Annotated in this window: 19 protein-coding genes; 9 read left to right on the top strand and 10 right to left on the bottom strand. The window is 73.7% G+C overall.

Annotation, left to right across the window (positions count from 1 at the left end; genetic code table 11):
* Window positions 1-88: 88 nt before the first annotated feature.
* The 3 genes from ACIPSC_RS07090 to aceA all read right to left on the bottom strand — a co-directional run bounded on the left by ACIPSC_RS07090 (window position 89) and on the right by aceA (window position 4,051).
* On the bottom strand, window positions 89-955 hold the full coding sequence (locus ACIPSC_RS07090; RefSeq protein WP_400823838.1) for a 3-hydroxybutyryl-CoA dehydrogenase: 867 nt from the start codon (window positions 953-955) through the stop codon (window positions 89-91).
* A gap of 40 nt (window positions 956-995) precedes the next feature.
* Window positions 996-2,609 (bottom strand): malate synthase A, encoded by a 1,614-nt coding sequence (gene aceB, locus ACIPSC_RS07085; RefSeq protein ID WP_400823836.1) that lies wholly within the window; start codon window positions 2,607-2,609, stop codon window positions 996-998.
* Window positions 2,610-2,758: 149 nt separating this feature from the next.
* Complete coding sequence (gene aceA, locus ACIPSC_RS07080) at window positions 2,759-4,051, bottom strand: isocitrate lyase (RefSeq protein WP_400823834.1); 1,293 nt, start codon at window positions 4,049-4,051, stop codon at window positions 2,759-2,761.
* Between the two features lie 383 nt (window positions 4,052-4,434).
* On the opposite strand from aceA, the gene ACIPSC_RS07075 reads away from it, so the two are divergent.
* Window positions 4,435-5,829 (top strand): short-chain fatty acyl-CoA regulator family protein, encoded by a 1,395-nt coding sequence (locus tag ACIPSC_RS07075; protein WP_400823832.1) that lies wholly within the window; start codon window positions 4,435-4,437, stop codon window positions 5,827-5,829.
* Here the strand turns inward: ACIPSC_RS07075 and ACIPSC_RS07070 are convergent.
* On the bottom strand, window positions 5,808-8,777 hold the full coding sequence (locus ACIPSC_RS07070; protein ID WP_400823829.1) for a hypothetical protein: 2,970 nt from the start codon (window positions 8,775-8,777) through the stop codon (window positions 5,808-5,810). The genes ACIPSC_RS07075 and ACIPSC_RS07070 overlap by 22 nt on opposite strands.
* Window positions 8,778-9,094: 317 nt before the next feature.
* Between ACIPSC_RS07070 and ACIPSC_RS07065 the strand changes: the two genes are divergently transcribed.
* Complete coding sequence (locus tag ACIPSC_RS07065) at window positions 9,095-9,250, top strand: hypothetical protein (RefSeq protein ID WP_400823828.1); 156 nt, start codon at window positions 9,095-9,097, stop codon at window positions 9,248-9,250.
* Window positions 9,251-9,344: 94 nt separating this feature from the next.
* Here the strand turns inward: ACIPSC_RS07065 and ACIPSC_RS07060 are convergent, their stop codons facing one another.
* The 3 genes from ACIPSC_RS07060 to ACIPSC_RS07050 all read right to left on the bottom strand — a co-directional run bounded on the left by ACIPSC_RS07060 (window position 9,345) and on the right by ACIPSC_RS07050 (window position 13,932).
* Window positions 9,345-10,070, bottom strand: coding sequence for a phosphatase PAP2 family protein (locus ACIPSC_RS07060; protein ID WP_400823826.1), 726 nt, complete (start codon window positions 10,068-10,070; stop codon window positions 9,345-9,347).
* 104 nt (window positions 10,071-10,174) lie between these two features.
* A complete protein-coding gene (locus ACIPSC_RS07055) occupies window positions 10,175-11,413 on the bottom strand; it encodes a cytochrome P450 (RefSeq protein ID WP_400823824.1) in 1,239 nt (412 codons plus the stop codon).
* A 116-nt stretch (window positions 11,414-11,529) separates the two neighbouring features.
* Window positions 11,530-13,932, bottom strand: a complete 2,403-nt coding sequence (locus tag ACIPSC_RS07050; RefSeq protein WP_400823822.1) for a glycoside hydrolase family 65 protein — start codon at window positions 13,930-13,932, stop codon at window positions 11,530-11,532.
* A 229-nt stretch (window positions 13,933-14,161) separates the two neighbouring features.
* On the opposite strand from ACIPSC_RS07050, the gene ACIPSC_RS07045 reads away from it, so the two are divergent.
* The 6 genes from ACIPSC_RS07045 (at window position 14,162) to ACIPSC_RS07020 (ending at window position 22,571) form a co-directional block, all read left to right on the top strand.
* A complete protein-coding gene (locus tag ACIPSC_RS07045; protein WP_400823820.1) occupies window positions 14,162-14,548 on the top strand; it encodes a nuclear transport factor 2 family protein in 387 nt (128 codons plus the stop codon).
* A 199-nt stretch (window positions 14,549-14,747) separates the two neighbouring features.
* A complete protein-coding gene (locus ACIPSC_RS07040) occupies window positions 14,748-15,647 on the top strand; it encodes a universal stress protein (RefSeq protein WP_400823818.1) in 900 nt (299 codons plus the stop codon).
* Between the two features lie 253 nt (window positions 15,648-15,900).
* Complete coding sequence (gene adhE / locus ACIPSC_RS07035; RefSeq protein ID WP_400823816.1) at window positions 15,901-18,558, top strand: bifunctional acetaldehyde-CoA/alcohol dehydrogenase; 2,658 nt, start codon at window positions 15,901-15,903, stop codon at window positions 18,556-18,558.
* 84 nt (window positions 18,559-18,642) lie between these two features.
* Window positions 18,643-20,967, top strand: coding sequence for a formate C-acetyltransferase (pflB, locus tag ACIPSC_RS07030; protein WP_400823814.1), 2,325 nt, complete (start codon window positions 18,643-18,645; stop codon window positions 20,965-20,967).
* Between the two features lie 100 nt (window positions 20,968-21,067).
* Window positions 21,068-21,853: a pyruvate formate-lyase-activating protein gene (pflA, locus tag ACIPSC_RS07025; protein WP_400823812.1), complete on the top strand. Its 786-nt coding sequence runs from the start codon at window positions 21,068-21,070 to the stop codon at window positions 21,851-21,853.
* Between the two features lie 103 nt (window positions 21,854-21,956).
* Entirely contained in the window at window positions 21,957-22,571 is a 615-nt protein-coding gene (locus ACIPSC_RS07020) for a GNAT family N-acetyltransferase (protein ID WP_400823810.1), read from the top strand.
* Window positions 22,572-22,584: 13 nt separating this feature from the next.
* Here ACIPSC_RS07020 and ACIPSC_RS07015 read toward each other — a convergent pair whose 3' ends face one another.
* Both ACIPSC_RS07015 and ACIPSC_RS07010 read right to left on the bottom strand, forming a co-directional pair.
* On the bottom strand, window positions 22,585-23,058 hold the full coding sequence (locus ACIPSC_RS07015; RefSeq protein WP_400823808.1) for a hemerythrin domain-containing protein: 474 nt from the start codon (window positions 23,056-23,058) through the stop codon (window positions 22,585-22,587).
* Window positions 23,059-23,187: 129 nt separating this feature from the next.
* Window positions 23,188-23,703 (bottom strand): DUF6328 family protein, encoded by a 516-nt coding sequence (locus ACIPSC_RS07010; protein ID WP_400823806.1) that lies wholly within the window; start codon window positions 23,701-23,703, stop codon window positions 23,188-23,190.
* A gap of 301 nt (window positions 23,704-24,004) precedes the next feature.
* On the opposite strand from ACIPSC_RS07010, the gene ACIPSC_RS07005 reads away from it, so the two are divergent.
* On the top strand, window positions 24,005-24,622 hold the full coding sequence (locus tag ACIPSC_RS07005; protein ID WP_400823804.1) for a hypothetical protein: 618 nt from the start codon (window positions 24,005-24,007) through the stop codon (window positions 24,620-24,622).
* An 89-nt stretch (window positions 24,623-24,711) separates the two neighbouring features.
* Here the strand turns inward: ACIPSC_RS07005 and ACIPSC_RS07000 are convergent, their stop codons facing one another.
* The gene (locus ACIPSC_RS07000) at window positions 24,712-26,319 is read right to left on the bottom strand and encodes a CHAD domain-containing protein (protein WP_400823802.1); all 1,608 of its coding nucleotides are present in this window, start codon (window positions 26,317-26,319) and stop codon (window positions 24,712-24,714) included.
* Between the last annotated feature and the right edge of the window lie 14 nt (window positions 26,320-26,333).

Here is a 26,333-nt window from a genome sequence, read left to right as displayed (position 1 = left end):
ACGCCCTGGAGCGCGCGGGTGGCGCGGTCTCCAGGGCATCGGGTCTGCCGGTGGCCGGTGGCCGGCGGCGGGAGGTACGGACGGGCCGTCAGGCCGCCGGGTGGGCGTGGAAGCCGCGGCCGGTCTTGCGGCCGAGCAGTCCGGCCTCGACCATGCGGGAGAGCAGCGGCGGGGGTGCGTACAGCGGTTCCTTGTACTCCTCGTACATGGAGTGGGCGATCGCCTCGACGGTGTCCAGGCCGATCAGGTCGGCGAGGGCGAGCGGGCCCATGGGGTGGGCGCAGCCGTAAACCATGCCGGCGTCGATGTCCTCCGGGCTGGCGTGCCCGGCCTCGGCCATCCGGACGGCGGCGAGCAGGTAGGGCACCAGCAGGGCATTGACGACGAACCCGGCCCGGTCCCGGGAGTGGACGACGTGCTTGCCGAGGACGTCCGCGGCGAAGGCCTCCACTCGGCCGACCACGGCGGGGTCGGTGTGCAGCGAGCTGACCAGCTCGACCAGCGGCATCGCCGGGGCCGGGTTGAAGAAGTGCAGGCCCAGGACGTGCGAGGCACGGCCGGTGGTGATGCCGAGCCGGGTGACGGGGATCGCCGAGGTGTTGGTGGCGAGGACGGCGTCCTCGGCGACCAGCACCTTGTCCAGGGTGGTGAGCACCTCGGTCTTGACGCGTTCGTCCTCGACGACGGCCTCGACGACGAGCTGCCGGTCGGCGAGCGCTTCGAGGTCGTCGGCGAAGAGCAGGTGGGCCCAGGCGTCGGTGCGCTGTTCCTCGCTGATCCGGCCGCGGTCGACGGCGCGGTGCAACGAGCGGTCGATCCGGCTGCGGGCGGCGCTCAGGGCCTCGCGCCCGCTCTCGCAGACGACGGTGTCGAGCCCGGCGCGGGCGAAGACCTCGGCGATGCCGGAGCCCATCTGCCCGGCACCGACGACGGCGACACGGCGGATGACGTTCATGCGATTGCCTCCTTCGGGGGCGATGCGGAGACCGGCCGGGTCAGGCGGCCGGGGCGGTGGTGCGGACGAGGTGGCGGGCGTAGGCCTCGGTGGTGAGGAAGGCGGGCAGCTCCGCGCCGAGCGCGGTCTCCTCCAGGATGCGCACCGCATCGTCCACCAGCGCCGGGTCGGCGTGCTCCGCGAGCAGCCCGGCCCGCTCGCGGTCGATCAGCCGCCGGACCAGGTCCGCGGTGGCGAGGGAGCCGCCGGCGAGGCGGGTGCAGTGGTGCTGCCACTGCCAGAGCTGGCAGCGGGCGATCTCGGCGGTGGCGACGTCCTCCATCAGGCCGAAGACGGCGACGGCGCCGGAGCCGCCGAGCCAGGCGACCAGGTAGCGCAGGGCGACGGCCACGTTGGCGTGCAGGCCCTGCTCGGTGGGCAGGCCGGCGGAGAGCCGCTGGACACCCAGCAGGTCGGCGGCGGTGACGTCGACGTCCTCGCGGGTGTGCTCCAGCTGGTGCGGGCGGTCGCCGAGGACTTCGTCGAAGGCGGTGCGGCAGGTCGCGACCAGACCGGGGTGGGCGACCCAGGAGCCGTCGAAGCCGTCGCCCGCCTCCCGCTCCTTGTCGGCCCGCACCCTGGTGAGGGCCGCCTCGTTGGCCGCGGGGTCGCGCTGCGGGATCGCCGCGGCCATGCCGCCGATCGCGTGCGCGCCGCGCCGGTGGCAGGTGCGCACCAGCAGGTCGGTGTAGGCGCGCATGAACGGCTGGGTCATGGTGAGGGTGGCGCGGTCGGGCAGGACGAACCGGGGCCCGTGCTGGGCGAAGTTCTTGATGAGGCTGAACAGGTAGTCCCAGCGGCCCGCGTTGAGGCCGGCGGCGTGCTCGCGCAGCTCGTAGAGGATCTCGTCCATCTCGAAGGCCGCGGTGATGGTCTCGATCAGCACGGTGGCGCGGATCGTGCCGTGCGGGATGCCGAGGTCGGCCTGGGCGAGGGTGAACACGTCGTTCCACAGGCGCGCTTCGAGGTGGTTCTCCAGCTTGGGGAGGTAGAAGTACGGGCCGGAGCCGGCCGCGATCTGCGGCCGGCCGCAGTGGAACAGGTACAGGCCGAAGTCGACCAGCGCGCCGATCGCGGGGCGCCCGTCGATCAGGAGGTGCTGCTCGTCCAGGTGCCAGCCGCGGGGGCGGACCACGATGGTGGCGGGGTCGTTCCCGATGTAGTAGCGCTTGCCCTCCGGCGTGGTGTCGTCGATCTGACGCTCGATCGCGTCGATCAGGTTGAGCTGGCCGGTGACCAGGTTGTGCCAGGTCGGGGCGGTGGCGTCCTCGAAGTCCGCCAGCCAGACCTTGGCGCCGGAGTTGAGGGCGTTGACGGTCATCCGGCGCTCGGGCGGGCCGGTGATCTCCACCCGGCGGTCGGCCAGGCCCGGGCCCGCGCCGGCCACGCGCCAGCCGAGGTCCTCCCGGACGGTGCGGGTCTCCGGGAGGAAGTCCAGGGTGCCCCCGGCGGCCAACCCGGCGCGGCGGCGGTCCCGTTCGGCGAGCAGTGCGGTGCGGCGGCCGGCGAACGCCTCGTGCAGACGGGTGAGGAAGGCGAGCGCCTCGGGGGTGAGGATCTCGTCGAAGCGGTCCTCGGGTGCGCCGAGGATCTCGATGCGGCTGGGCTGGGTCATCCGGTGCTCCAGGAGGCGAAGGAGGCGAAGGAGGCGAGTGGAAGGCGCGTGGAAGGCGAGTGGGAGGCCGCCCGGGGCCTCGTCCCTCAACGAGACCCCGGGCGGCGGGGTGGAAGGCGGCTCGTCCCCGACGAGACCGCCGGGGTGGCTCAGTGGAACTGCTCGGCCTCGGTGGAGCCGGTCAGGGCGAGGGTCTCGGCGGCGGGGTTGAGCGCCGTGGAGACCAGGTCGAAGTACCCGGTGCCGACCTCGCGCTGGTGCTTGACGGCGGTGTAGCCGTCCGGCACGGCGGCGAACTCGGCCTCCTGGAGGTCGACGTAGGCGGTCATGCCGTGCTCGGCGTAGCCCTTCGCGAGCTGGAACATCGAGTGGTTGAGGGCGTGGAAGCCGGCCAGGGTGATGAACTGGAACCGGTAGCCCATCGCGCCCAGCTCCCGCTGGAACTTGGCGATCTGGTCGTCGTCCAGCGCGGCCTTCCAGTTGAAGGACGGCGAGCAGTTGTAGGCGAGCATCTTGTCCGGGTACTCGGCCTTGATCGCCTCGGCGAACTCGCGGGCCTGGGCGAGGTCCGGGGTGCCGGTCTCCACCCAGATCAGGTCCGCGTACGGGGCGAAGGCGAGACCGCGCGAAATCACCGGGGCCATGCCGGGCTCGACCCGGTAGAAGCCCTCGGCGGTGCGCTCGCCGGTGCAGAACCGCGCGTCGCGCTCGTCCACGTCGGTGGTCAGCAGGTTGGCGGCGAGCGCGTCGGTACGGGCCACGATCAGCGTGGGCACGTCGGCGATGTCGGCCGCGAGGCGGGCGGAGTTGAGCGTGCGGACGTGCTGGGCGGTGGGGACGAGCACCTTGCCGCCCAGGTGGCCGCACTTCTTCTCGGAGGCGAGCTGGTCCTCGTAGTGGATGCCCGCGGCGCCGGCCGCGATCATGCCCTTGGTGAGCTCGAATGCGTTCAGCGGACCGCCGAAGCCGGCCTCCGCATCGGCGACGATCGGCACCAGCCAGTCCGGGCCGTCGCTGCCCTCGGCGGCGTCGATCCCGTCCGCCCGCAGCAGCGCGTTGTTGATCCGGCGCACCACCTGGGGAACGGAGTTGGCCGGGTAGAGGCTCTGGTCCGGGTAGGTCTGCCCGGCCTGGTTGGCGTCGGCCGCGACCTGCCAGCCCGACAGGTAGATCGCCCGGAGCCCGGCCTTCACCATCTGCACGGCCTGCCCACCGGTGAGCGCACCGAGGGCGTGGACGTAGTCCTGCTCGTGCAGCTGCCGCCACAGACGCTCGGCACCGCGCCGGGCCAGCGTGTGCTCCTCGCGCACCGTGCCCGACAGGCGCACGACGTCGGCGGCCGTGTAGGTGCGCTCGATGCCCGCCCACCGGGGGTCAGAGGCCCACCGGGCGGCGAGCTCCGCCGCCTGCTTCTCCTGCTGCTGCCGAACCGACTGAGTCATGGGTCTGCTCCCCAGGGTGTGCCAGGCCCTGTCCGGCCGGTCTTGCCGGGCGGGCCTAGTTGCGAAGGATGTGACGCACTTCACCGCGAGGGCGAGTGGGCGGCCGGGTGATGCCGGGCGGCGGTACGAGACCGCGGGACGTGGATGCCCGGGACAGCCCACCCAGCCGCGACTGACCTGGTGTTCCGTTGCTGTCCTGCGCATCTCCCGGCCGCAGCACCGACTCTGGCAGGCTGCGAAGCCGCCGTCACCGGTGGACCTCTGCCAACTTCTGCGAAGGATGCTCCGCGAATGTGCGAAGGTTGCGAAGCGCCGGCCGCGCACTCCGCGGGCTAGGCTGACCGCACCGGTCGGCCGATTGCGCGCAGTTGGGGGAGAACGACGTGGGAAAGGCCTTCGCCGGCGCCAGGTTGCGCCGCCTGCGCGAGGAACGCGGCCTCAGCCAGGCCGCGCTCGCCCGGCTGCTCGACCTGTCGCCCAGCTACCTCAACCAGCTGGAGCACGACGCCCGCCCGCTCACCGTGCCCGTCCTGCTGCGCCTGACCGAGGCGTTCGGGGTCGAGGCCGGGTACTTCGCCCCGCCCGACAGCGCCCGGCTCACCGCCGAACTGCGCGAAGCGCTCGGCGAGGAGGTCGCCGCCGGGCAGGTGACCGCCGGGGAGCTCGACGAGCTGGCCGCGCGCCTGCCCGCCGTCGCGCGGCTGCTCATGGACCTCGGCCGCAGCCGGCGGGCGGTCGCGGAGCAACTCGCCGTCCTCGCCGGGGAACGCGGCCCGGCGGCCGACACCCTCACCCCGCACGAGCAGGTCCGCGAGTTCTTCTACCGCCGCCGCAACTACATCGACGAACTCGACACCGCGGCAGAGGAGTTGGCCACGGTGATCGGCCTGCGGCGCGGCGGGGTCAGGGCGGTGCTGGCCGAGCGGCTCGCCTCCGGCCACGGCGTGCGGACCGTCAGCGGGAGCGAGCACCTGCACCGCTACGACCCGCGCGCCAGGGTCCTCAGCCTGTCGGACCGGCTGCGCCCCGGCCAACAGGCCTTCCGGATGGCCACCCAACTGGCGTACCTGGAGCACGATCCCCTGCTGTCCGAACTCGCCGCCCAGGACACCCCGGAGGGCTCCACCGCCAGGTCGCTCACCAGGATCGGCCTGGCCAGCTACTTCGCCGCCGCGCTGGTGCTGCCCTACACCGCGTTCCACGCCGAGGCGGAGTCCGCGCGCTACGACATCGAGCACCTCGCCGACCACTTCGGCGTCGGCTACGAGACCGTCTGCCACCGTCTGAGCACCCTGCAGCGGCCCCGGCTGCGCGGGGTGCCGTTCTCCTTCGTCCGGGTCGACCGGGCGGGCAACGTCTCCAAGCGCCAGTCCGCGACGCCCTTCCACTTCTCCCGGACCGGCGGCACCTGCCCGCTCTGGAACGTCTACGAGGCCTTCACCGCCCCGGGCCGGGTCCACGTCCAGGTCGCCGCGATGCCGGACGGCCGACGCTACCTGTGGACCGCGCGGGCCGTCACCCGCTCCCCGGGCGGCTGGGGCCGCCCCGGCAAGTCATTCGCCATCGGCCTGGGCTGCGAGATCCGCCACGCAGGGCGGCTCGTCTACTCGGCGGGACTGGACCTGGGCGACGAGAGCGCCGCCACCCCGATCGGCCTCGGCTGCAAGGTCTGTGAACGCCCGGTCTGCCCGCAGCGGAGCGCGCCGCCGATCGGCCGCCCGCTCCAGGTCGACGAGAACACCAGCAGCTTCGTCCCCTACCCAGCGCTCTCCGACTGACGGCCGGCGCAGTAGGGCGGGAGATCCCGCCAGCTCCAAGGCTGCGCACGATCCCCGTCGAGATCACGGCCGAACCGCCTCGACTCGACGGCCGCTGCCCCGTGGTCCTCGGCGCGGCGGCTCAGAACGGCGACGGCCCCGGCTGCCCCGACCTCCCGTAGGAGTTCCAGGAGCAGTGCCACGCCGACCGGATCGGAGGTGTCGACCCCGGCGGCGGCCTGCTCGCACAGGACGGCCTCGGCCTGGTCTGCGCCGAACTCCGCCAGCGCACGGAGCATCTGCGTGACGAACTCGGCGTCGGTCTCGGTGACGGCGCGGTGGATCAGGGCGGCCACGGCCTCGTGGGTGCCGAGGCTCTCCAACATGTACGCGAGGACGGCGACTTCGTAGGCATCGTCCAGGTGGGCGTGGGCCTCGGGGCGGCGGGTCAGCAGCGCTGTCAGGGCCGCGCCCTGGCCGGTCTCGTCCAAGGTGTTGAGCAGCGCGGCCACCTCCTGAGGCCCGGAGAGACGGGCCTGGACCTCGGGGTGGCGGTCCAGTAGCGCGGCCACGGCTGCTTCCTGGCCGGCGCCGTGCAACTCCCGCAGGACCGTGGCGACGTCGTCCGGCCAGGAAGTATCGACCTCGATCGCCGCACGACGGCTCAGGACGCTGGCCTCCTCGTCAGCCCCCACGTGTAGCAGCGCGCCGATCAACTCCCCGACATCGCCCAGGCGATCGTCCAGGCGGACCTCGGCGGCGGCGCGAAGGCCGAGGGCTCGGACGGCTTCGTCCGCGCCGGCGCTCTTCAGCGCCAACAGCAGTTCGCCGAGGGCGGCCGGATCGACCAGGGGCGTGTGGTTGGCAGCGCGGCGGCTGAGCGCCTGCACGGCTTCGTCCGCGCGCTCTTCCTGCAGCGCCGTGAGCAGCCACGCGACGGCCCTGGGGTGCGTGAGGTCGGCTTGGCGCTCGGGCCTGCCCTCCAGCAGCACGCGGACGGCCTCGTGCTCACCTTCCTTCCGCAGTACCCGGATCAGCTCGACGACATCGGCCGGGCGCGTCAGGTCGGCGTGGACCTCGGGGCGGCGGCCCAGCAGGACGAGGACGGCCTGCTTCGCGCCCGCCTCCCCCAGCACTCGCAGCCAGCCGGCCGGGGCGGTGAGCGGCGAGTCGGCGGCTATCCGGTCGCACAGGATGTGCATCGCGTCCTCCGCGCCCAGCGACCGCAGGAGCGTGATCAGGTATCCGACGCCGGGCGTGATCGTGAGGTCGATCCGGGATTCGGGGCCGCGCTCCAGCAACACGTCGACGGCATCGTGCGCGCCCGCCTCGCACAGGAGGTGGAGGAGCCAGCCGACGGCGTGGGCGTCGGTGAGGTCGGCGTGTTCGGCCACCCAGCGAGCCCCGTCGTGCTGGGGATCGAGTCCGGCCGCGGCGAGGAGTTCGTAGAGCATGGACGGGGCCCATGCGTGGCCGAGCCGGACGGCCTTCCGGAACAGCAGGACGGCCTGTCGGTACTGGCAGCGCTCCTTGGCCGATCCGGCGAGCCGCACGAGGGTGTCGGGCGCCTCGGCGTGGTCGGTGAGCGCGCGCCACAGGGAGGGAGCAATGATCCGGCGGGCCGGGCGGCGACGGATGTGCTGGTCCAGGTAGTCCGCCGGTTCGTACAGCGCCGGCGTACCGGACCGGAGACGGACTGCCGTAAGGGCAGTCAGTGTGCGGCGGATGTCGGTGCGGGTTCCATCGGCGCGCCTACCGGTGGTGAGGGCGTCCAACGCTTGGCTGGCCCAGGCCGGATCGGCGGGTCGTTGCCGCGGAGTGAGCGCCCCGTCGGCGGCCTCGGCCAGCAGGGCCTCGGGCAGGCCGCCCGTGTATCCCAGGTGGCGGGCGTCGAGCGCGGCCGTCACGAGTGCGTGCTCGACCGCTGTGAAGCGGCCCCCGGGTCCTTCCCGGTAGGCGGCGAGGAGTTCCGGGCCGCCGCTCAGGTGCTGTACCACCCGACCGTCGACCGCCCCGACGGTGAGGGCGGCGCGCAGCCGCTGGTCTCCGCACAGCCGGGCGAGCCCCTCCCATGCGGCCTGTTCCCTGCCCGACAGGGTGTCAGGGACCGGAATCCGCCGGGTGACGGAGCCGGTCAGGAGTACCAGGGCCTGACTGTGCTGCCACAACCCGGGCCGGGTGAGCTCGCTCCAGTACGGATCGAGCCACAGGGTGCCGACGGCCGCCACTCCGGGCCGGCGCTCCAGCAGCCTGCGCAGGCCCGCGGCGGCGCGCTCGCCGCTCTCGCCGTACAGAAAGTTCTGACTTTCGTTCAGCCACAGCACCGTACCGCTCGTGATCCGGTCGGACCGCAGCAGTTCGAGGAGGTCGTCGGCAGTGGCAGGGCGCAGGACGGGACGGTCGGCGGCGAGTGCCAGCAGGGCTTCGTACAGGGCACGGGTCTTGCCGGTGGACGAGTCTCCGGTGAGCATCACCAGCAGGGACGGGCCGCCGGCGAGCGCCGGCTCCAGCGCGGCCCGCAGGACGGCGTCGTGGGCGCGTGACACGTAGGGAGTGAGGGTCGGGGGCTCGGGTCCGTCCTGATCCCCAGGGGGAGTGACAGCCAGGTGCACCTCCAGGCGGACGCCTCGGACCGTCGTCACGCTCTCCGGCTCGGGCTCGCTGTGGGGGATGCCGCTTGCGCTGGTTCGGCCGTCTCGTTCGTCCTTCTGCTCTGCGCGCGCGGCGCCCAACTGCTCGCGCCACCACTTCTCGTCTTTCCTGTCGACGGCTTCGCCAGCCCACTGCGACCAGAGGTGGACGAGTGCCACGATCTTGTCGTCGCTCTTCGATTGGGGGACCTTGAAGTCGGCCACGTCCTCCGGAGCCCAGTCACTGATCCGCGTCCCGCTGAACTCTGCGGAGCCAGGACGGCCGGAAGCCCGCACCAAGGCCTCCGCCACGGCCTGGCTGAAGGGCTTGTCCTTCATCCCGCGTGCCGCCTCCGCCCGCTCCCTCAGCCCGCGAAGCCGGGCGTGCAACTCACGCACCTGCGCCCCCACCCGCTACCCCTTTCCCCGGGCCGTTGCAGCGGTCGGGTGCCCTGAACCAGGCCGCTGCCCGTGAACTCGGCCGATGCCCGTTCCGGGCAGGTCGGGCGAGCCTCACGCGCACTCGTGACCAGCAGCTTAGGGGTGGTCGCCGATGTCGTGCCCGCTACTCGGGACACCGCGGGTCGCCCTGCGGGAGATTCGGGGCACCACGCCGGGCCCGGCGACCCACACCCTTCCCAGGAGCAGGAGCCACCATGGCCAAGCACCGTTCGCGTCGACCCGTCGACCGCACGCCCGCACCCGATCCGACCCTGCTGTGGCGGGATGCACTCCGCCGTGCTGGGGCCCTCGCCGCAGCGGCCGGTCCCACCGTCGTCGCGCTGGCCCGCTGGTGGGCCGACCGCCACTGACCGACCGTTTCGGGCCCGGGCACCCACCGGCGTCCGGGCCGACGGCCCGCGCGGTGCGCCGGCGGGGTTCGCCCACCGGGCGGTCTCCGCCGGGTCAGTGCGTCCGGCCGGGGGGCTTCAGGGGGAGCGGGGGACGACCGGTGCCGGTGACGTCGACGTCGCTCCGTGGTGGGGAGCGGTGGAGCAGGTTCAGGGCCGCGCCGCCGATCGCCAGCCAGCCGGCGGCGAGGAGCCAGGCCCCGAGGACGTCCAGCGGCCAGTGCACTCCGAGGTAGACGCGGCTGAGGCCGATCGCGACCGCGAACAGGGCGGCGCCGGCGGCCGTGGCCCGGGCCGCGGCGGGGCGCGCCCGGGCCACGGCCATGGCCAGCAGGCCCGCGCTCACCGCGGCGGTGAACGTGTGCCCGGACGGGAAGGAGAACCCGGCGGCGGTCGTGGCCCAGTCCTGCCGCGGCGGGCGGGGCCGGTCGAAGGCCTGCATGAGGCTCCGGCGCAGGATCTCACCCGCGAGCAGCCAGACCGACGGTGCCACCAGCAGCAGCACGGTCCTGCGCGGCGGGCGCGGGGCGGGGGCGGCCCTGACGAGGACGACTCCGGCCGTCAGGGTCATCAGGTAGGGCACCACCCCGGTGCCGAGCGCCGTGAGGGCGACCACCGCCGACCGGGCCGCCGCGGGCCGGCCCGCGGCACTCCGTTCGACCGCGGCCCGCTCGAACGGGAACGGCGCCCAGGCGCGAGCGGCCAGCAGCACGGCGAGCGCGGCGAAGAGCAGCCACGCCGTCCCCAGGACGACCAGCCACACCCGTCCGCGCCCGGTCATGCGCCCAACCACCCCTCCAGTGCACCCCCTCGGGCGCGTTCCGCCAAACCCCGCCGCGGCCACGCCCGCTGTCGGGTGAGCCGACGAGCCGGTGGTCAGGGCACCTACGGCACCCGGCGTACGGGGAGCGTGCGGGGGCCGCGGACGAGGAGGCCCGGGCGGTAGGGGAGTGTGCCGGGGTCGGCGGCGAGGCGCAGGTCCGGCAGGGCGTCGAAGAGGCGGGGGAGCGCGACCATGGCCTCCAGCCGGGCCAGCCGGGCGCCGAGGCACACGTGCGGGCCGTGGCCGAACGCGAGGTGCGGGAGCGCCCGGTCGCTGCCGGGTGCGTAGCGGTCGGGGCGGAAGGCGTCCGGGTCGGTGAAGACCGCCGGATCGCGGTTGGCGGCCGCCAGCACCACCAGGACCGAGGCGCCGGCCGGGACGACCGTGCCGTCCCCGAGGTCCGCCTCCTCGCTCGCGCGCCGCCAGGTGGTCCCCTCCAGGGGGCTTGCGTGCCGGAGCGTCTCCTCGACGACCGCGGCCCAGCCGGCGTCGCCGTCCCGCCGTGCGGCGCGCAGCTCGTCGGGGTGGCCGAGCAGCAGCAGGGCGGCGGAGGCCAGGAGGTTCATCGTCGTCTCGTAGCCGGCGAAGAGCAGCAGGAAGGCCATCGCCAGCAGCTCGCCGTCGTCCAGGGCCGCCTCGTCCTCGTCGCGGGCGAGCAGGCTGAACAGGTCCTCGCCGGGCCGGCGGCGCTTCTCCGCGATGAGCTGCGTGAAGTACCGGTGCAGGCTCTGCCAGGCCTGGTCGAGCTCGCCCGGCGCGAGGGCGCCGGCGGGGGAGCCGACGCGGTAGGTCCAGGTGCGCAGGTCCAGCCGGTCCTGCTCGGGGACGCCGAGGATCTCGCTGATCACCAGGACGGGCAGCGGGAAGGCGAAGCCGTCGACGAGGTCGACGACCCCGCCGCGCCCGGCCCGGGCCGTGAGTTCGGCGAGCACGGAGTCGGTGAGGCCGGCGATCCGCTCGGTGAGGGCGTCCACCCGGCGGGGCGTGAAGGCGACCGACGCCAGGCGGCGCAGCCGCCGGTGCTCGGCGCCGTCGGTGTTCAGCATGTGCTGCTCCAGCACGGACCGCGCGCCGGCCGTCGCGCCCTCGGCCCTGCGGGGGCCGGTCTTCGGTGCGGGGACGTTGGAGAATCTGGGATCGGCCAGGACGGCCCGGGCCTGCCGGTAGCCGGTCACCAACCACGCCGACGTCCCGTTGGACAGGGCCACCGGCGCCGCCGGGCGGCCCTGCTCGCGCAGCGCGGCGTAGAACGGGTACGGGTCGCGGGCGAACGCGGCGTCGGCGGGGTCCAGAGCAGTCATCACCCGGTCATTCTGGTCCGGGGGCATCGGACGGCTGGAAGCGCCCCCCGCCCCGGCGGCCTGCGCGGCCCCGCCGACCGGCACGGGAGACCGGACGGGCCGCGCCGGGCGCGGGCTCAGAGCGGGAAGCGGCGGGACTCCCCGGGCCGGACGAAGGCCGGTCGGCCGCGGAAGCGGATCAGGACCGGGTCCTGCCGGTCCTCGCGCAGGCTCACGGTGGCCGCGCCGCGGTCGACGGCGACCACCAGGCCCCAGTGGCCCCGGTAGCGCAGTTCGAGTTCCAGCCGGCCGAGGGCGGAGGGCAGCCGGGGGTCGAGCCAGAGGGCGTCCTCCCGGATCTCCAGGCCGGTGTAGCAGCGCTGCAGCAGGTCGACCGCGCCCGCCATGGCGCCGAGGTGGACGCCCTCGGCCGTGGTGCCCCGCTGGCTGTCCCGGAGGTCGGCCACCAGGGCGTCGCGGAAGTACCGCCAGGAGGCACGGCGGTCGGAGCGGGTGAGCACCCAGGCGTGCACCACGGAGCTGAGCGTGGATCCGTGCACGGTGCGCCGGAGGTAGTAGTCGGTGGTGCGGCGGAGCAGTTCGTGGCCGGCGGGGTAACCGAGGTGCCGCAGCAGGTCGCGGACCTCGCGGGCGGAGAACAGGTACCAGAGCATGAGCGCGTCGGCCTGCTTGGACGCCTTGTAGCGGTTGACCGTGTCGCCCTCGGCCTCCAGGGTCCGGTCGAGCCGGCGCAGGTCGGTGTACCGGCTCCGGTAGGCGGTCCAGTCGAGTTCGGCGAGCCGCTCGTAGCCGTCGAACTGGCTGAGGACGCCCGCGTGGAACGGGACGTGCAGGCGCCGGCCGACCTCCTGCCAGCGGTCCAGTTCGAGCGCGTCGAGGGCCAGGCGCTCGCGCAGCTCGTCGCGACGGTAGCCGGGCAGGGCGTCCAGGGCGTCCCGGGCGCGGGCCAGCACCCAGGAGGCCAGCACGTTGGTGTAGGCGTTGTCGTCCAGGCCGGGACCGGGCGCCCAGGGGTAGGCGTCGTGGTACTCGTCGGGCCCGAGCACGCCGCGGATCGACCAGCGGCCGCGCCCCCGGTCGTAGGTGGCGGCGGAGGACCAGAACCGGGCGATCTCCAGCAGCATCTCCGCGCCGGCCGTGGCGAGGAAGTCCCGGTCGCCGGTGGCCTGGTAGTACTGCCAGACGTTGTAGGCCACCGCCGAGCCGACGTGCCGCTGCAGGTGGCTGTGGTCGGGCAGCCAGCGGCCGGACAGCGGGTTGAGGTGCAGCCGCTGCGACTCCTCGCGGCCGTCGCCCGCGCTCTGCCACGGGTACATCGCGCCGCGCAGGCCCGCCTCCCGGGCCTGCCGGCGGGCGGCGTCCAGACGGCGGTGGCGGTAGCGGAGGACGGCGCGGGTGAGTTCGGGGAAGCGCAGGTTGAGCAGCCGCAGGACGAACAGGTCGTCCCAGAAGACGTGGCCCCGGTACGCCTCGCCGTGGAGTCCGCGGGCGGGGATGCCGGCGTCCAGGTCGGCGGAGTGCTCGGAGTAGGTCTGAAGCAGGTGGAACAGGTTCAGGTGCAGCGGTCCGGCGCCGTCGAAGTCCGCCTCGATCCGGCAGCGGCGCCACAACTCGGCCCAGCGCAGGGAGTGTTCGGCGAGCAGCCGGTCGAAGCCCGGGGCCTCGGCGGCGAGCAGGGTTGAGGCGCGCAGCGGTGTTCCGATCGCCGGGTCGCGGGAGGTGTGCAGGGCGACCGTCTTCTCCACTGTGACGGGCCGGCCGCGCTCGGCGTCCACCGTGAGGAGGTGGGCCGCCCAGCCGGTGCGGCACTCCGTCGCCAGCGTCGCTCCCGCTCCTGCCTCGATGCGCGTCCGGGCGCACAGGGCGATCCGCAGCGGTGAACCGGCCGTCCCGACCTCCAGTCGGAGCCGCCCGGCCGCGTCCACTCCCTGACCGGCCGGGACGAGGTGCTGCTCGGCCAGCCCCCGGTAGCGGGCGACGCCGGTGTTGGCGACGTTCCCGTCCAGGCCCGAGCGGACCTCCAGCGGGCCGGACCAGTTCTCCGGTGTGAACGTGCTCTCCAGGGCGAGCAGGTGCGGTCGGGCCTGGCTGGCGAGGCGCCGCTGGACGAGCCGGGTCCGCCGCCCCCGGTCGTCGACGACGAGGGCGGTGCGGGTCAGCAAGCCCCGGCGCAGGTCCAGCTCCAGTGCCTGCTCGGCGGGCGGACCGGTGAACCACGCGCCGCCCGCCGGGCGGAAGGTCAGCGGCAGCCAGTTCGGGCAGTTGACGAGGTCCTCGTTGGCGACCACGCGCCCGGCCACCGTCGACTCCGCCCGGTCGTAGCAGCCCGCCAGGTACGTCCCCGGGTAGTGGACGCCGTCGGCGACCGACTCGGGCGCGGCGCCCCGGGTGACCGCGTAGCCGTTGCCGACCGCGCACAGCGCCTCCCGAAGACCCTCCTCCGCGGGGTTGAAGCCTTCGAAACGCAGGATCCACGGGTCCGGCATGAGGGGATTGCCCGCCGCTGCGTCCGCTGCCACGTCGCGACCTCCGTGCCGACCGGTCTGACTCCAGTGTGCGCACCGCATCGCCCGGCCGCCCGTCGCCGGGGGCGCCGGCCGTCGGGTACCCCCACCGGAGCGGCCGCGGCCCTGCGCGGCCCGGCACGGGCGTGCGACGGCGGTGCGACCCGTGGTCCGATCGCGGTCACGGCGAGTAGCCTCCTCCCAGGACCCGTCACGCCGCTCCACTCGCCGGGAGGACCCCGTCATGTCCGACTCTCCGCAGGTCGCCGTCGTCCGGCGCTACTACGGCGCGAAGGGGGACCTGGACGTCATCCGGTCCGTGGTGGCCGAGGACGCCCGGTGGGACGTGGCGGACGGTTTCCCCCGCGGGGGCGTGTACGACGGCCTGGACCGCATCCTCGGGGACTTCTTCCCCTTCCTCGCGGACTTCCGGGAGTTCGAGTGCATCGGCGACGCGTACTTCGAGGACGGCGACCACGTCATCGTGCTGGGCCGCTACCTCGGCGTCACGGCCGCCGGCAAGCCGGTGACCTCGCGGTTCGCCCACTTCTTCACCCTGCGGGACGGCCGGATCACCCAGCTGCGGCAGACCTCCGACACCCTGCCGATCGCCCGCGCGCTGGAGGGCTGAAGCCGGCCCGGCCGACCTGCGGCTGGTCCCCCGGACGACCTGCGGCCGGGACCTTCGGCGCCGGGACGGTGCCTCTCGACCCCTGGGGCCGCCCGTGGGCGGCGCGGGAGTCTGGTCACCGGTAGGGACCGTGCGCACCGGCGCCGCGGTCGGCCGGGGACCAGGGCGTGTCCGACACGCCCTCAGGGAGGTCGCAGTCATGTCGTACGGCGTGGTGGTGGGGATCGACGGCTCGGCGCAGAGCGCGGCGGCGGCGGAGTGGGCCGCCCGGGAGGCGCTCCGGCGGGGGCTCGGACTGCGGATGGTCCACGTGGCCGGGACGGAGGCCGACGCGCTGGAGCGCGACCTCGGCGGCGGGAGCGCGGTGCCGGAGCCCGTGGCGGTGATCCGCGACCGCATCGCGGCGGTCTCGCCCGGGCTGGACGTCTCCTGCGAGATCCGCCCCGGGAGCCCGGCGGACGACCTCGCCGCCGTCGGACGGCGGGCCGAGCTGCTCGTGGTGGGGTCGCGCGGCCTCGGCGGCTTCACCGGCCTGCTGGTCGGATCGGTCGGGCTGCGCACCGCCGCCCGGGCCGGCTGCCCGGTGGTGCTGGTCCGCGCCGGAGCGGACGGACTGGGTGGAGCGGAGGGCCGGGGCAGGGCGGACGGCATGGGCGGGGCGCCCGGGGACGTCGTCGTGGGCGTGGAGGGCGACCGGCCGTGTGACGCCGTCCTCGCCTTCGCCTTCCGGCACGCGGCCGACACCGGCGCCGTCCTGCGCGCGGTGGAGAGCCGGAACGTCCCCCACGGCGGTCCGTACGTCACCGAGGCCCCGGTCGGCCAACGGGAGATCAGGGACTCGCTGGCGGCGGCCGAGCAACTGCGGCTGCAGGACGCGCTGGACCGCTGGCGCGAGAAGTACCCCGAGGTCCGCACGGAGGCGGAGCTGTACCCCGGGAGCCCGGCCGGCGCGCTGGTGGCGGCCTCCCGCAGCGCCTCGCTGCTGGTGCTCGGACGCCGCACCCCCAAGCACACGCTGGGCGCGCCGCGGCTCGGGGCGGTGACCCAGTCCGTGCTCCACCACGCACACAGCCCGGTCGCAGTCGTGCCGCACGCCTGAGCAGGGCACGCCTGAGCAGGCGCACGGGTGCGCGGGCGCGTGCCGACCCACCCCGGCTTTGCCGACCCCGGCCGCGCCGGTCCCGTAGACCCAACCGGGACCAACCGCACTCCGTGGCAGGGACTTTCGGGCCGCGACCCGGTCCCGTTGGTCGGATCCCCCGGAGCCCCGCCCCGAGGAAGTCTTGAACCGAAGGCGCTCGCGGCCACCGCCGGCGCCCGATCCCGGACGACGACCGAAAAGGTGGTCCAGCATGTCCCCTCGCCCGCAGCCCGAGGCGCACCCGGCTCCCGCGAGCAACAGCAGTCCTCCCGCCCCGCCGACCGCCGTCGAGCGGCTGGTCGCAGCCGCCCTGACGTCCCTCCAGGAGTACGAGTCCTTCACCCAGGAGCAGGTCGACCACATCGTCCGGAAGGCCTCGCTGGCCGCGCTGGCCCGGCACACCGCGCTGGCGGTGCTGGCGGTCGAGGAGACCGGGCGCGGGGTCTTCGAGGACAAGGCGGTGAAGAACGTCTTCGCCTGCGAGAACGTCACCCATGTGATGGCCCGGACGAAGACGGTCGGGGTCGTGTACCGGGACGAGATCGACGGCATCGTGGAGATCGCCGAGCCGGTCGGCGTGGTCGCCGGCATCACCCCGGTGACCAACCCGACCTCGACCGTGATCTTCAAGTGCCTGCTGGCGCTCAAGACCCGCAACCCGATCGTGTTCGCCTTCCACCCCTCGGCCCAGCGCTGCTCCGCCGAGGCGGCCCGGACGGTGCGGGACGCGGCGGTGGCGGCCGGGGCCCCGGCGCACTGCATCCAGTGGATCGAGGAGCCGTCGATGGCGGCCACCGGGGTGCTGATGAACCATCCGGACGTCGCGACGATCCTGGCCACGGGCGGCAACGCGATGGTCCGGGCCGCGTACTCCTGCGGCAAGCCGGCGTTGGGCGTCGGTGCGGGGAACGTCCCCGCGTACGTCGAGCGGAGCGCGGACGTCCGCCGGGCGGTCAACGACATCGTGCTGTCGAAGACCTTCGACAACGGCATGATCTGCGCCTCCGAGCAGGCTGTGGTGCTGGACGCGGCGATCCGCGACGATGCGCTCGCCGAGTTCGGGCGGCTCAAGGCGCACCACGCGAGCGCCGAGGAGAAGGCGCTGCTGGAGCGGTACCTGTTCGGGACGGCGGCCGACGGCGTCTCCTGCGCGGGCGGCCGGTTGAACAACGCGGCGGTGGGCCGCTCGGCCGCCCAGGTCGCCGAGGCGGCGGGCTTCGAGGTCCCGGCCGACACCTCGGTGCTCCTGGTCGACTGCGACCGGGTCGGTCCCGCCGAGCCGCTGACCCGCGAGAAGCTCTGCCCGGTGCTCGCCGTGCTGACCGCCGGCTCCCGCCGGGAGGGCGTCGAACTGGCCGCCGCGATGGTGGAGTTCGACGGGCTCGGGCACTCGGCCGCGGTGCACACCGAGGACGCGGCGTTCGTCGAGGAGTTCGGGCACGCGGTGAAGGCCTGCCGGATCATCTGGAACGCGCCCGCTTCGCAGGGCGGCATCGGCGACGTCTACAACGCCTTCACGCCCTCGCTGACCCTCGGCTGCGGCAGCTACGGGCACAACTCCGTGGCCGGCAACGTCTCGGCGCTGAACCTCGTCAACATCAAGCGGATCGGGCGGCGCAACACCAACATGCAGTGGTTCAAGGTGCCGCCGAAGATCTACTTCGAGCGGAACTCCGTCAAGTACCTGGCGAGCATGCCGAACGCGCACCGGATCGTCGTCGTGACCGACCACACCATGGTGAAGATCGGCCACCTGGAGCGGATCCGGAACGTGCTCGACCGCCGCCGGGAGCCGGTCGAAGTGCGGGTGGTCGACTACGTCGAGCCCAACCCGAGCATCGACACGGTGCGCAAGGGCGCCGATCTGATGCGGGAGTTCGAGCCGGACACCATCATCGCGCTCGGCGGCGGCTCGCCGATGGACGCGGCCAAGGTGATGTGGCTGATGTACGAGCACCCGGAGGTCGAGTTCGCCGACCTGAAGGAGAAGTTCTTCGACATCCGCAAGCGCGCCTTCACCTTCCCCGACCTGGGGGAGAGGGCCAGGCTGGTGTGCATCCCGACCACCTCGGGCACCGGCAGCGAGGTCACCCCGTTCGCGGTGATCACCGACACGGCCACCGGGCAGAAGTACCCGCTCGCGGACTACGCGCTCACCCCGAGCGTGGCCATCGTGGACCCGGCCCTCACCACCCGCCTTCCGGGCCACGTCACCGCCGACACCGGCTTCGACGCCCTGACCCACTGCATCGAGACCTACGTCTCCGTCTACGCCAACGACTTCACCGACGGCCTGGCGCTGCAGGGCGTCCGGCTCATCTTCGAGAACCTGGAGCGGGCCGTCACCGACGGCCCGGACGACCCCGAGGCCCGGGAGCGGATGCACAACGCCGGGACGATCGCCGGGATGGCCTTCGGCTCGGCCTTCCTGGGCGCCGTGCACGCCATGGCCCACACCCTGGGCGCCACCTTCCACGTGGCCCACGGCCGTACCAACGCTCTGCTGCTGCCGCACGTGATCCGCTGGAACGGGTCCGTCCCGAGCAAGGTCACCGGCTGGCCCAAGTACCGCAGCTACGCGGCCCCGGAGCGCTACCAGGCGATCGCCCGGATGCTCGGCCTGCCGGCCGCGACCCCGGAGCAGGGCGTCGAGTCGCTCGCGGCGGCGGTCGAGGAGCTGCGCGACCGGGTCGGCATCCCGCGGTCCTTCAAGGCCGCCGGCGTGGACGAGGAAGCCTTCCTGGCCGCGCTGCCGCAGCAGGCCATGAACGCCTACGAGGACCAGTGCGCCCCCGCCAACCCCCGGATGCCGATGCTCGCCGACATGCAGCGGCTGATGCGTGAGGCGTACTACGGCGACCGGGCCTGAACGGCCGGGCCGGAACCAACGGTCCTGAACCACTGGGCCGAACGACCGGGCCTGAACGACCAGGCCGGAAGAAGGGACACCGAGATGACCACCTCGCAGCACACCCGCCCGGGCCCCGCCTCCGCCGGGCCCGGCCCGCAGGCCCGGGACGGCCACGCCGCCGGGGACGGCCCCGCCGCCTGGGACGGCTTCCACGGCGGAGCCTGGCGTGACGCGATCGACGTCCGCGACTTCATCCAGCACAACTACACGCCGTACGAGGGCGATGCGGCCTTCCTCTCCGGCCCCACCGAGCGGACCACCGAGGTGTGGCGGCAGATCACCGACCGCTTCCCCGAGGAGCGCGCCAAGGGGGTGTACGACGTCGCCCACGACATCCCGTCCACCATCACCGCGCACGCCCCCGGCTGGATCGACCGGGAGCGGGAGCTCATCGTGGGCCTGCAGACCGACGCCCCGCTCAAGCGCGCGATCATGCCGAACGGCGGCTGGCGGATGGTCGCGGGAGCCCTGAAGACCTACGGCTACCCGGTCGATCCGCAGCTGGAGACGATCTTCACCCGGTACCGCAAGACCCACAACGCCGGTGTGTTCGACGCCTACACCCCCGAGATCCGGGCCGCCCGCAAGGCCGGCGTCATCACCGGCCTGCCCGACGCCTACGGACGCGGCCGGATCATCGGCGACTACCGGCGTGTCGCCCTCTACGGCGTGGATCGCCTGGTCGAGGCCAAGATCGCCGAGAAGGCGGAGCTCGACGCCGCTCCCACCGACCCGGCCCGGCTGGAGGAGACGATCCGCGAGCGCGAGGAGCTCGCGGAGCAGATCCGCGCGCTGGGCGAGCTCAAGGAGATGGCCGCGGCGTACGGGTACGACCTCTCCGGACCGGCCCGTACCGGCCAAGAGGCGATCCAGTGGCTCTACTTCGCCTACCTGGGGGCCGTCAAGGAACAGAACGGGGCGGCCATGTCGCTCGGCCGCACCTCGACCTTCCTCGACGTCTACCTCCAACGCGACCTCGGCGCCGGTGTGCTGACTGAGTGTCAGGCGCAGGAGCTGGTGGACGACTTCATCATCAAGCTGCGGATCGTCCGCTTCCTGCGCACCCCGGAGTACGACGAGCTGTTCTCCGGCGACCCGACCTGGGTGACCGAGTCGATCGGCGGCATGGGCGAGGACGGCCGCACGCTCGTCACCCGGACCTCCTTCCGCTACCTGCAGACCCTCTACAACCTGGGCCCGGCCCCCGAGCCGAACATGACGGTCTTCTGGTCGCCGCAACTGCCGAGTGGCTTCAAGGAGTTCTGCGCCCGGGTGTCGATCGACACCTCCTCCGTGCAGTACGAGTCGGACGAGCTGATGCGCCCGCGCTTCGGCGACGACGCCGCGATCGCCTGCTGCGTCTCCGCGATGGAGGTCGGAAAGCAGATGCAGTTCTTCGGCGCCCGGGTCAACCTCGCCAAGACGCTGCTCTACGCCATCAACGGCGGGCGGGACGAGAAGTCCGGCGAGCAGGTCGGCCCGGCCACCGCCCCGGTCGGCGGGGACGTCCTCGACCACGACGAGGTGCTGGCCCGCTTCGACGAGCAGTTGGAGTGGCTCGCCGCGACGTACGTCCACGCGCTCGACGTCATCCACTACATGCACGACCGGTACGCCTACGAACGGCTGGAGATGGCCCTGCACGACCGCGACGTACGGCGCACGATGGCCTGCGGCATCGCCGGGCTCGCGGTGGCCGCCGACTCGCTCGCCGCGATCAAGTACGCCAAGGTCACCCCGGTGCGGGACGCGACCGGGCTCGCCACCGACTACCGGATCGAGGGCGACTACCCGGCGTACGGCAACAACGACGACCGAGTGGACGCGATCGCGGTCCGGCTGGTCGAGGAGTTCATGCACAAGGTCCGCAAGCACCCCACCTACCGGGGTGCCGAGCACACCCAGTCCGTCCTGACCATCACCTCGAACGTGGTCTACGGCAAGAAGACCGGCAACACGCCGGACGGCCGCCGGGCCGGCGAGCCGTTCTCCCCGGGCGCCAACCCGATGAACGGTCGCGACCGCCACGGCTACGTCGCCAGCGCGCTGTCCGTCGCCAAACTGCCGTACGAGGACGCCGAGGACGGCATCTCGCTCACCAACACCGTCGCCCCGGACGCCCTCGGCCGCACCGCGGCGGAGCGGATCGCCAACCTGGTCGGCGTGCTCGACGGCTACGTCACCTGCCACGGCTTCCACATGAACGTCAACGTCCTCAACCGGGACACCCTCCTGGACGCCATGGCCCACCCGGAGAAGTACCCGCAACTGACCATCCGGGTCAGCGGCTACGCGGTCAACTTCGTCCGGCTCACCCGCGAGCAGCAGCTCGACGTGATCAACCGCACCTTCCACGACGCCCTGTAGCCCGCCCCCGCCCGCGGTGCCGACGTCGCTCCGTCGGGCGTCGGCACCGCGGGCGGGAGTACCCAGGAGTACCCGGGAGTACCCGGGAGAAGGAGCCCCCGTGACCCAGACCGATCAGACCGCCCCCGCCGTGGCCGACGGCACCGCCCGGCCTCCGGTCACCGGCAGGCTCCACTCCTGGGACCTGTCCACCGGTGTCGACGGCCCAGGCACCCGCTTCGTCGCCTTCCTGTCCGGCTGCCCGCTGCGCTGCCTGTACTGCCACAACCCCGACACCCGCCACCTGCGCGACGGCCGCCCCTGCTCGGCCGAGGAGATCGTCAGGGAGGCCGCCAAGTACACCGGCTTCATCCGCGCCTCGGGCGGCGGCGCCACCGTCAGCGGGGGCGAGCCGCTCCTCCAACCCACCCTCACCGGCGAGCTCCTGCACCGCTTCAAGCACGAACTCGGCCTGCACACCGCCCTGGACACCTCCGGCTTCCTCGGCACCCGCGCCACCGACGCACTGCTCGCCGACACCGACCTCGTGCTGCTCGACATCAAGTCCTGGGACCGTGCGCTCCACCGGCGCCTGACCGGAGAGGATCTCGCCCCCACCCTCGCCTTCGCCCGCCGCCTGGCCGAACTCGGCACGGAGGTCTGGGTCCGCTTCGTCCTCGTCCCGCACCTGACCGACCCGGCCGCGAACATCGAGGGCGTCGCCGCCTTCACCGCCTCGCTCGGCAACGTCACCCGGGTCGACGTCCTGCCCTTCCACAAGCTCGGCGCGGCCAAGTGGAGTGCACTCGGCCTCGGCTTCCCCCTCGCCGACACCCCGGTGCCCACACCCGAGCAGATCGCCGAGGCCCGAGCCGTCTTCACCGCACACGGCCTGCACGCGGTCTGACGCTCCCGAGGACTGCGGCGGACTCCGCCGGAATCAAAGCCCTGTGCGCCTCGTTGCGCAGGAGATGCAGGTACATCTCAGGGGAGAGAAGGAGCTGGGGTCGATGGCGGGAACGCCGGTGGTGCCCGACGTCCGCCGCGTGGACCGGGCGGCGCTGCTCGGCCTGGCGGCCGACGTGCGCGACGTGTACGCGCAGGCCTTCGGCCGGCCGCCGTGGAACGAACCCGCGGCCATGGCCGACGACTACGTGAGCCGTCTGCGCCGGGACGTCGACCGGCCGGGATTCACCGCGGCCGCCGCCTGCCGCCCCGACGGCCGGCTCATCGGCTTCGCCACGGCCTGGACCACGCCGGAACCCTTCCCCTCCGAAGGCTCCTACCGCCACGCCGGCGCCGGCCTCGGCGAGCACGGCGTCCGCGAGCTGCTGGGCGGAGCTCTGAAGATCGACGAGCTGGCCGTCCACCCCGACCACGCCCGCCAGGGCCTCGGCCTCGCCCTGCTGAACGCGGTGTCCGCGGCGGCGCCCGGCGGCCGGAGCTGGCTGTTCACCGTGGCCGCCGCGGACGGGCCGATGGACTTCTACCTGCGGCACGGCTGGAGCCCGGTCACCCGCCCGGCGCCGGACGCCGACGGCGTGGTCGTCATGCTGGGCCCCCACCACCCGGGAGCACCGGCGCCCGTCCAGCGCGGCGAAACACCGACGGCAGCCGTACGCTGACGCAGCACCGCCGCTACTCGGAGGCGCTCGGTACCTTGAGGGGCTCGCGGGTGGCCGTGTGCTTGGCCTCTTCGAGCCGGTCGCCGATCTCCAGCAGGCGGTTGCGGCCCATGGCCTTGCGGACCTCGGGGAACCAGTCGTTCTCCTCCTCCTCGACGTGGTGGCGCACGTTCTCCATCAGGACGGTCATCTTGGCGTCGAAGCGCTCGTCCTCGGCGTCCAGGTCCGCCAGCTCCGACAGCATCCACACCACGGCGTGGTGCTCCTCGATGCTCTCCAGCACGTGGTCCTTGGTCTCGGGCGCGGCCTCGCGGGCAGCGGGGTAGAAGATCTCCTCCTCGATGATCGCGTGCGCCGTCAGCTCCTCGATCACCTGGTCGACGATCCGGCGCTTCTCCGCGAAGGCGTCGTCGTCGGCCTTCTCGAAGGCCTTGAACAGCTTCTCCACGCTCTTGTGGTCCTCCCTCAGCAGCACTGTCCCGTCCATGGTCGGTCCTCCGGTTTCGCGGGCGGTCCTCGGTCGGTCGCGCGGCTACCCGCTGGGCGGACCCGTACACGGGTGTGCCGCCCCGCGCGCCTCAGCGCCGGGCGGGGGCGGCGCCACCTCGGCGTCCGCTCAGCGCGGGGGCCGGGCCCGGCGGGCGTCCGGCCGACGGTGGAGCACGAGTTGGGGGAGGACGAGCCAGCTCACGCAGAACCAGGCCAGGGCCACACCGGTCAGCACCCAGGCGGTGGCGGAGAGCTCGGTGGCCGTGCGCAGCAGGAGCAGCAGGGCCGCGGTGATGGTGAGCGCGAGCAGGACCAGCCCGAGGGAGATGAGGCGGCCGGCGATGCGGATGAGTTCCGGCTTCATCCCGTGACCGGCCAGGAAGCGGTGGAAGGCCACCGGGGCGATGAGGGTTCCGGTGGCGAGCGCGCCGAGGAAGACGGTGGCGACGTAGAGGCGCCGGTCGAAGTCGGGCAGGGTGGGGAAGCGGGGTGTGAAGGCGACGCTGAGCAGGAAGCCGAAGAGGATCTGGGCGCCGGTCTGGCAGACGCGGACCTCCTGCAGCATCTCGCCCCAGAGGCGGTCCGCGCGTTCCTCGGGCGTCTCGTCCCGGCCCCGGCCACCGGAGCGCTCGTCGTCGGTCATGGGCGGCTCCTGCGGCGGGACGCCGTGGTGGGGCTGCGGCGGGGTGGGCCAGCGGGGTCTCGAAGGGCGGTGCTCAGCCCAGTCTGCGTGCGGCGTGCGGGGGCCGCCACCGAGGAGCGCGAACGGGGCGGCGGGGGCGGCGGGACGGCTGCGGGAAGACCGCCCCGTGCCGTTTCCGCCCGGTCGCAGTGGGCAGCCGCGACCTTCGGAGCACGAGAACGGCCGAGAGGGTGGTCCACGTGAAGTCAATTGTGGACCGGCCGCCCGACCGGCGGGCACCGAACCGCGGAGGAGGGACACCATGACGGACATCGACCGCACGACGGACACCGACCGCGACACGACGACGGACACCGGCGGCATGACGGACACCGACGGCGAGCACCTGCTCACCATCTACCTCAACGACCACCTGGCCGGCTCCTACGGGGGTGCGGCACTTGCGCGCCGGATCGCCCGCGAGCACGCGGGCGATCCGGACACGGCCGCGCTCCGGACCATGGCCCGGGAGATCACCGAGGACCGCGACGAGCTCGTCGACCTGATGCGGGCACTCGGCATCCGGCCCCGGTGGCACCGGCGGCTGCTCGGCGCGGCCGCCGAGAAGGCCGGCCGGCTCAAGCTCAACGGGCGGCTGGTGCAGCGCTCGCCGCTGAGCGATCTGCTGGAGGCGGAGGCCATGCGCTCGGGTGTCCAGGGCAAGATCGCGCTCTGGCGGGCGCTGCGTTCGGCGGGCTTCGACGAGCTTCTCGGCTCCAGGCTGGAACGCCTGGAAGCCCGGGCCGACCGCCACGCCGACATCCTCGACGCCCGGCAGGCCCGGGCCGCCGCCCAGGTGCTGCGGCACGGCCTCGACCGGCACTGGCCGGTGACGCGGCACCCGGATCGTCGCCACCGCACGACGACGCGCCACGCGTGAGGGGACGACGGTACGGGACGACCCGCCGACGACCGCAGCGGTCGTCGGCGGGTCGTCCGGTTCATCGGTCCGCTCACGCGAGAGTCCGCTCACGCGAGCCGGGTCGGCTTGCGCCGGGCTGCGCGGCTGCGGAGCTCGGGCAGGCGCCGTACGGCGGCGTCGGCCCGCTCCCGCTCCCGCTCGTGGAGCACCCCGTAGGCGAACGCATGGGGTGCCGTGGTGGAGTCCTGGCCGGCGAGCCGGCTCAGTTCCCGGCGTTCCACGACGCTGTCCTGGTGGGTGCCCAGCACCTTGTGGAGCTTCTTCATCCGCTTGCCGAAGGTGCGGGTGCGCTTGCGGGCCCGCTTCGGCAGGGAGGGCCGTCGGCCGCCCTCGGCCGTGTACCGCGCGCGCTTCGCGGCCTTGCGGGCCCGGTGCAATGCCTCGTCGCGCTGCGGACCGGGCTCGGTTCGCAGCGCCTCGTCGAGCCGCTTGACCGTCCGCCGCTGCTCGTGGCGCAGCGCGTCGGACAGGTGGCCGGCGGCATCTCGCTCGGCCCGGGCGTGCAGCGGGGGGTCGGCCGCGAAGGCTTCGAGGTCGGCCAGCAGGGTGAAGTACCGCGGGCCGTCCATGGTGGCGACGGCGCGTTCCCGGGCCCGCTGGTAGCCGCGGTCGTAGCGCTCGGTGACCAGAGCACGCAGCGTGCGCAGGGCGCCGCGGCGCCCCTGGGCGGGCACGGCGCTCAGGCCGTCCAGCAGCTGGGCGGCGAGCACCTCCTGGTCACGGGCCTCGCCGAGGACGTGGCCCAGCCGGCGCAGCTCGTCGGCCAGGTGGTCGGTGCGGTCCCGGTCGAACAGCCGACGGTGGACCCTCAGCAGGCTGCGCAGCCGCCGCGTGGTGATGCGCAGCTGGTGCACCGAGTCCTCCTCGTCGCGGCGGACCGCGGCGTCGAGGGCCAGGAGCCGGTCCAGGTACTCGCGGAAGCCGGCCATCACGAGGGCGCCGGCCGTGCCGGTCGGCAGGGTGGCCGGTTCGGCGGCGCGCGAGCGGTCCGGGCCGAGGGCCCGGGCGAGCTTGGCGGGCCAGGGGGAGCGGACCAGCCCCGCGTCGGCGAACGCGGCGTCGACGCGGTCCAGCAGGTCGGGCGTGCCGGCCTCCAGCTCGACCTCGACCTCCGTCCACCCGCCGACCTCGGTCGAGGTACCGCCGTCGGTCCCGGACACGGACCGTGCCGCGCTCCGCTCCCCGTCCCCGGGGGCGGTCAGCCGCTCGGCGTCGAGCACCTGGGCCGTGACCCGGTCCTCGACGACTCGGGCGAGCACCACGCCCTCCTCGTCCTTCAGCTCCACCCCCGTGCGGCGGGTCCGCAGGTGTGCCACCGGGACCAGTGCGGCGCCGCGCGTGAACGCCTTCACCCGGACGGCGAACTCCTGCGGCGCCTCGCCCGCGCCCGCGGCGTCCAGGGGCAGCTGGCGCTCCTGCCGGGAGTCCCCGTCGAGGGGCAGTTTGAGGTGCCAGCCCGAATCCGTGCCGCCGCTGCGCCGGCGCAGTGTGACGCGCCGGTGCAGCAGACGCAGGTCCGCGGTGTCGTAGTAGACGGCGTCGAGGTCCTGCGGCTCGACCGGCTCGGCGGCCGCCACGCCCGGCAGCTCGCCCAACCGGCGCGGCAGCGGGCCTCCGTCGTACTTCCGCTCGGTTTCCGTATGGTTCGTGCCCATGTCCGCGCGCGTAC

Source organism: Kitasatospora sp. NPDC090091 (assembly GCF_044747365.1).
In the GTDB taxonomy this organism is placed as follows: Bacteria; Actinomycetota; Actinomycetes; order Streptomycetales; family Streptomycetaceae; genus Kitasatospora.
The sequence above is the reverse complement of the archived record's forward strand: the minus strand, read 5'-3'. Positions and strand labels throughout refer to the sequence as shown.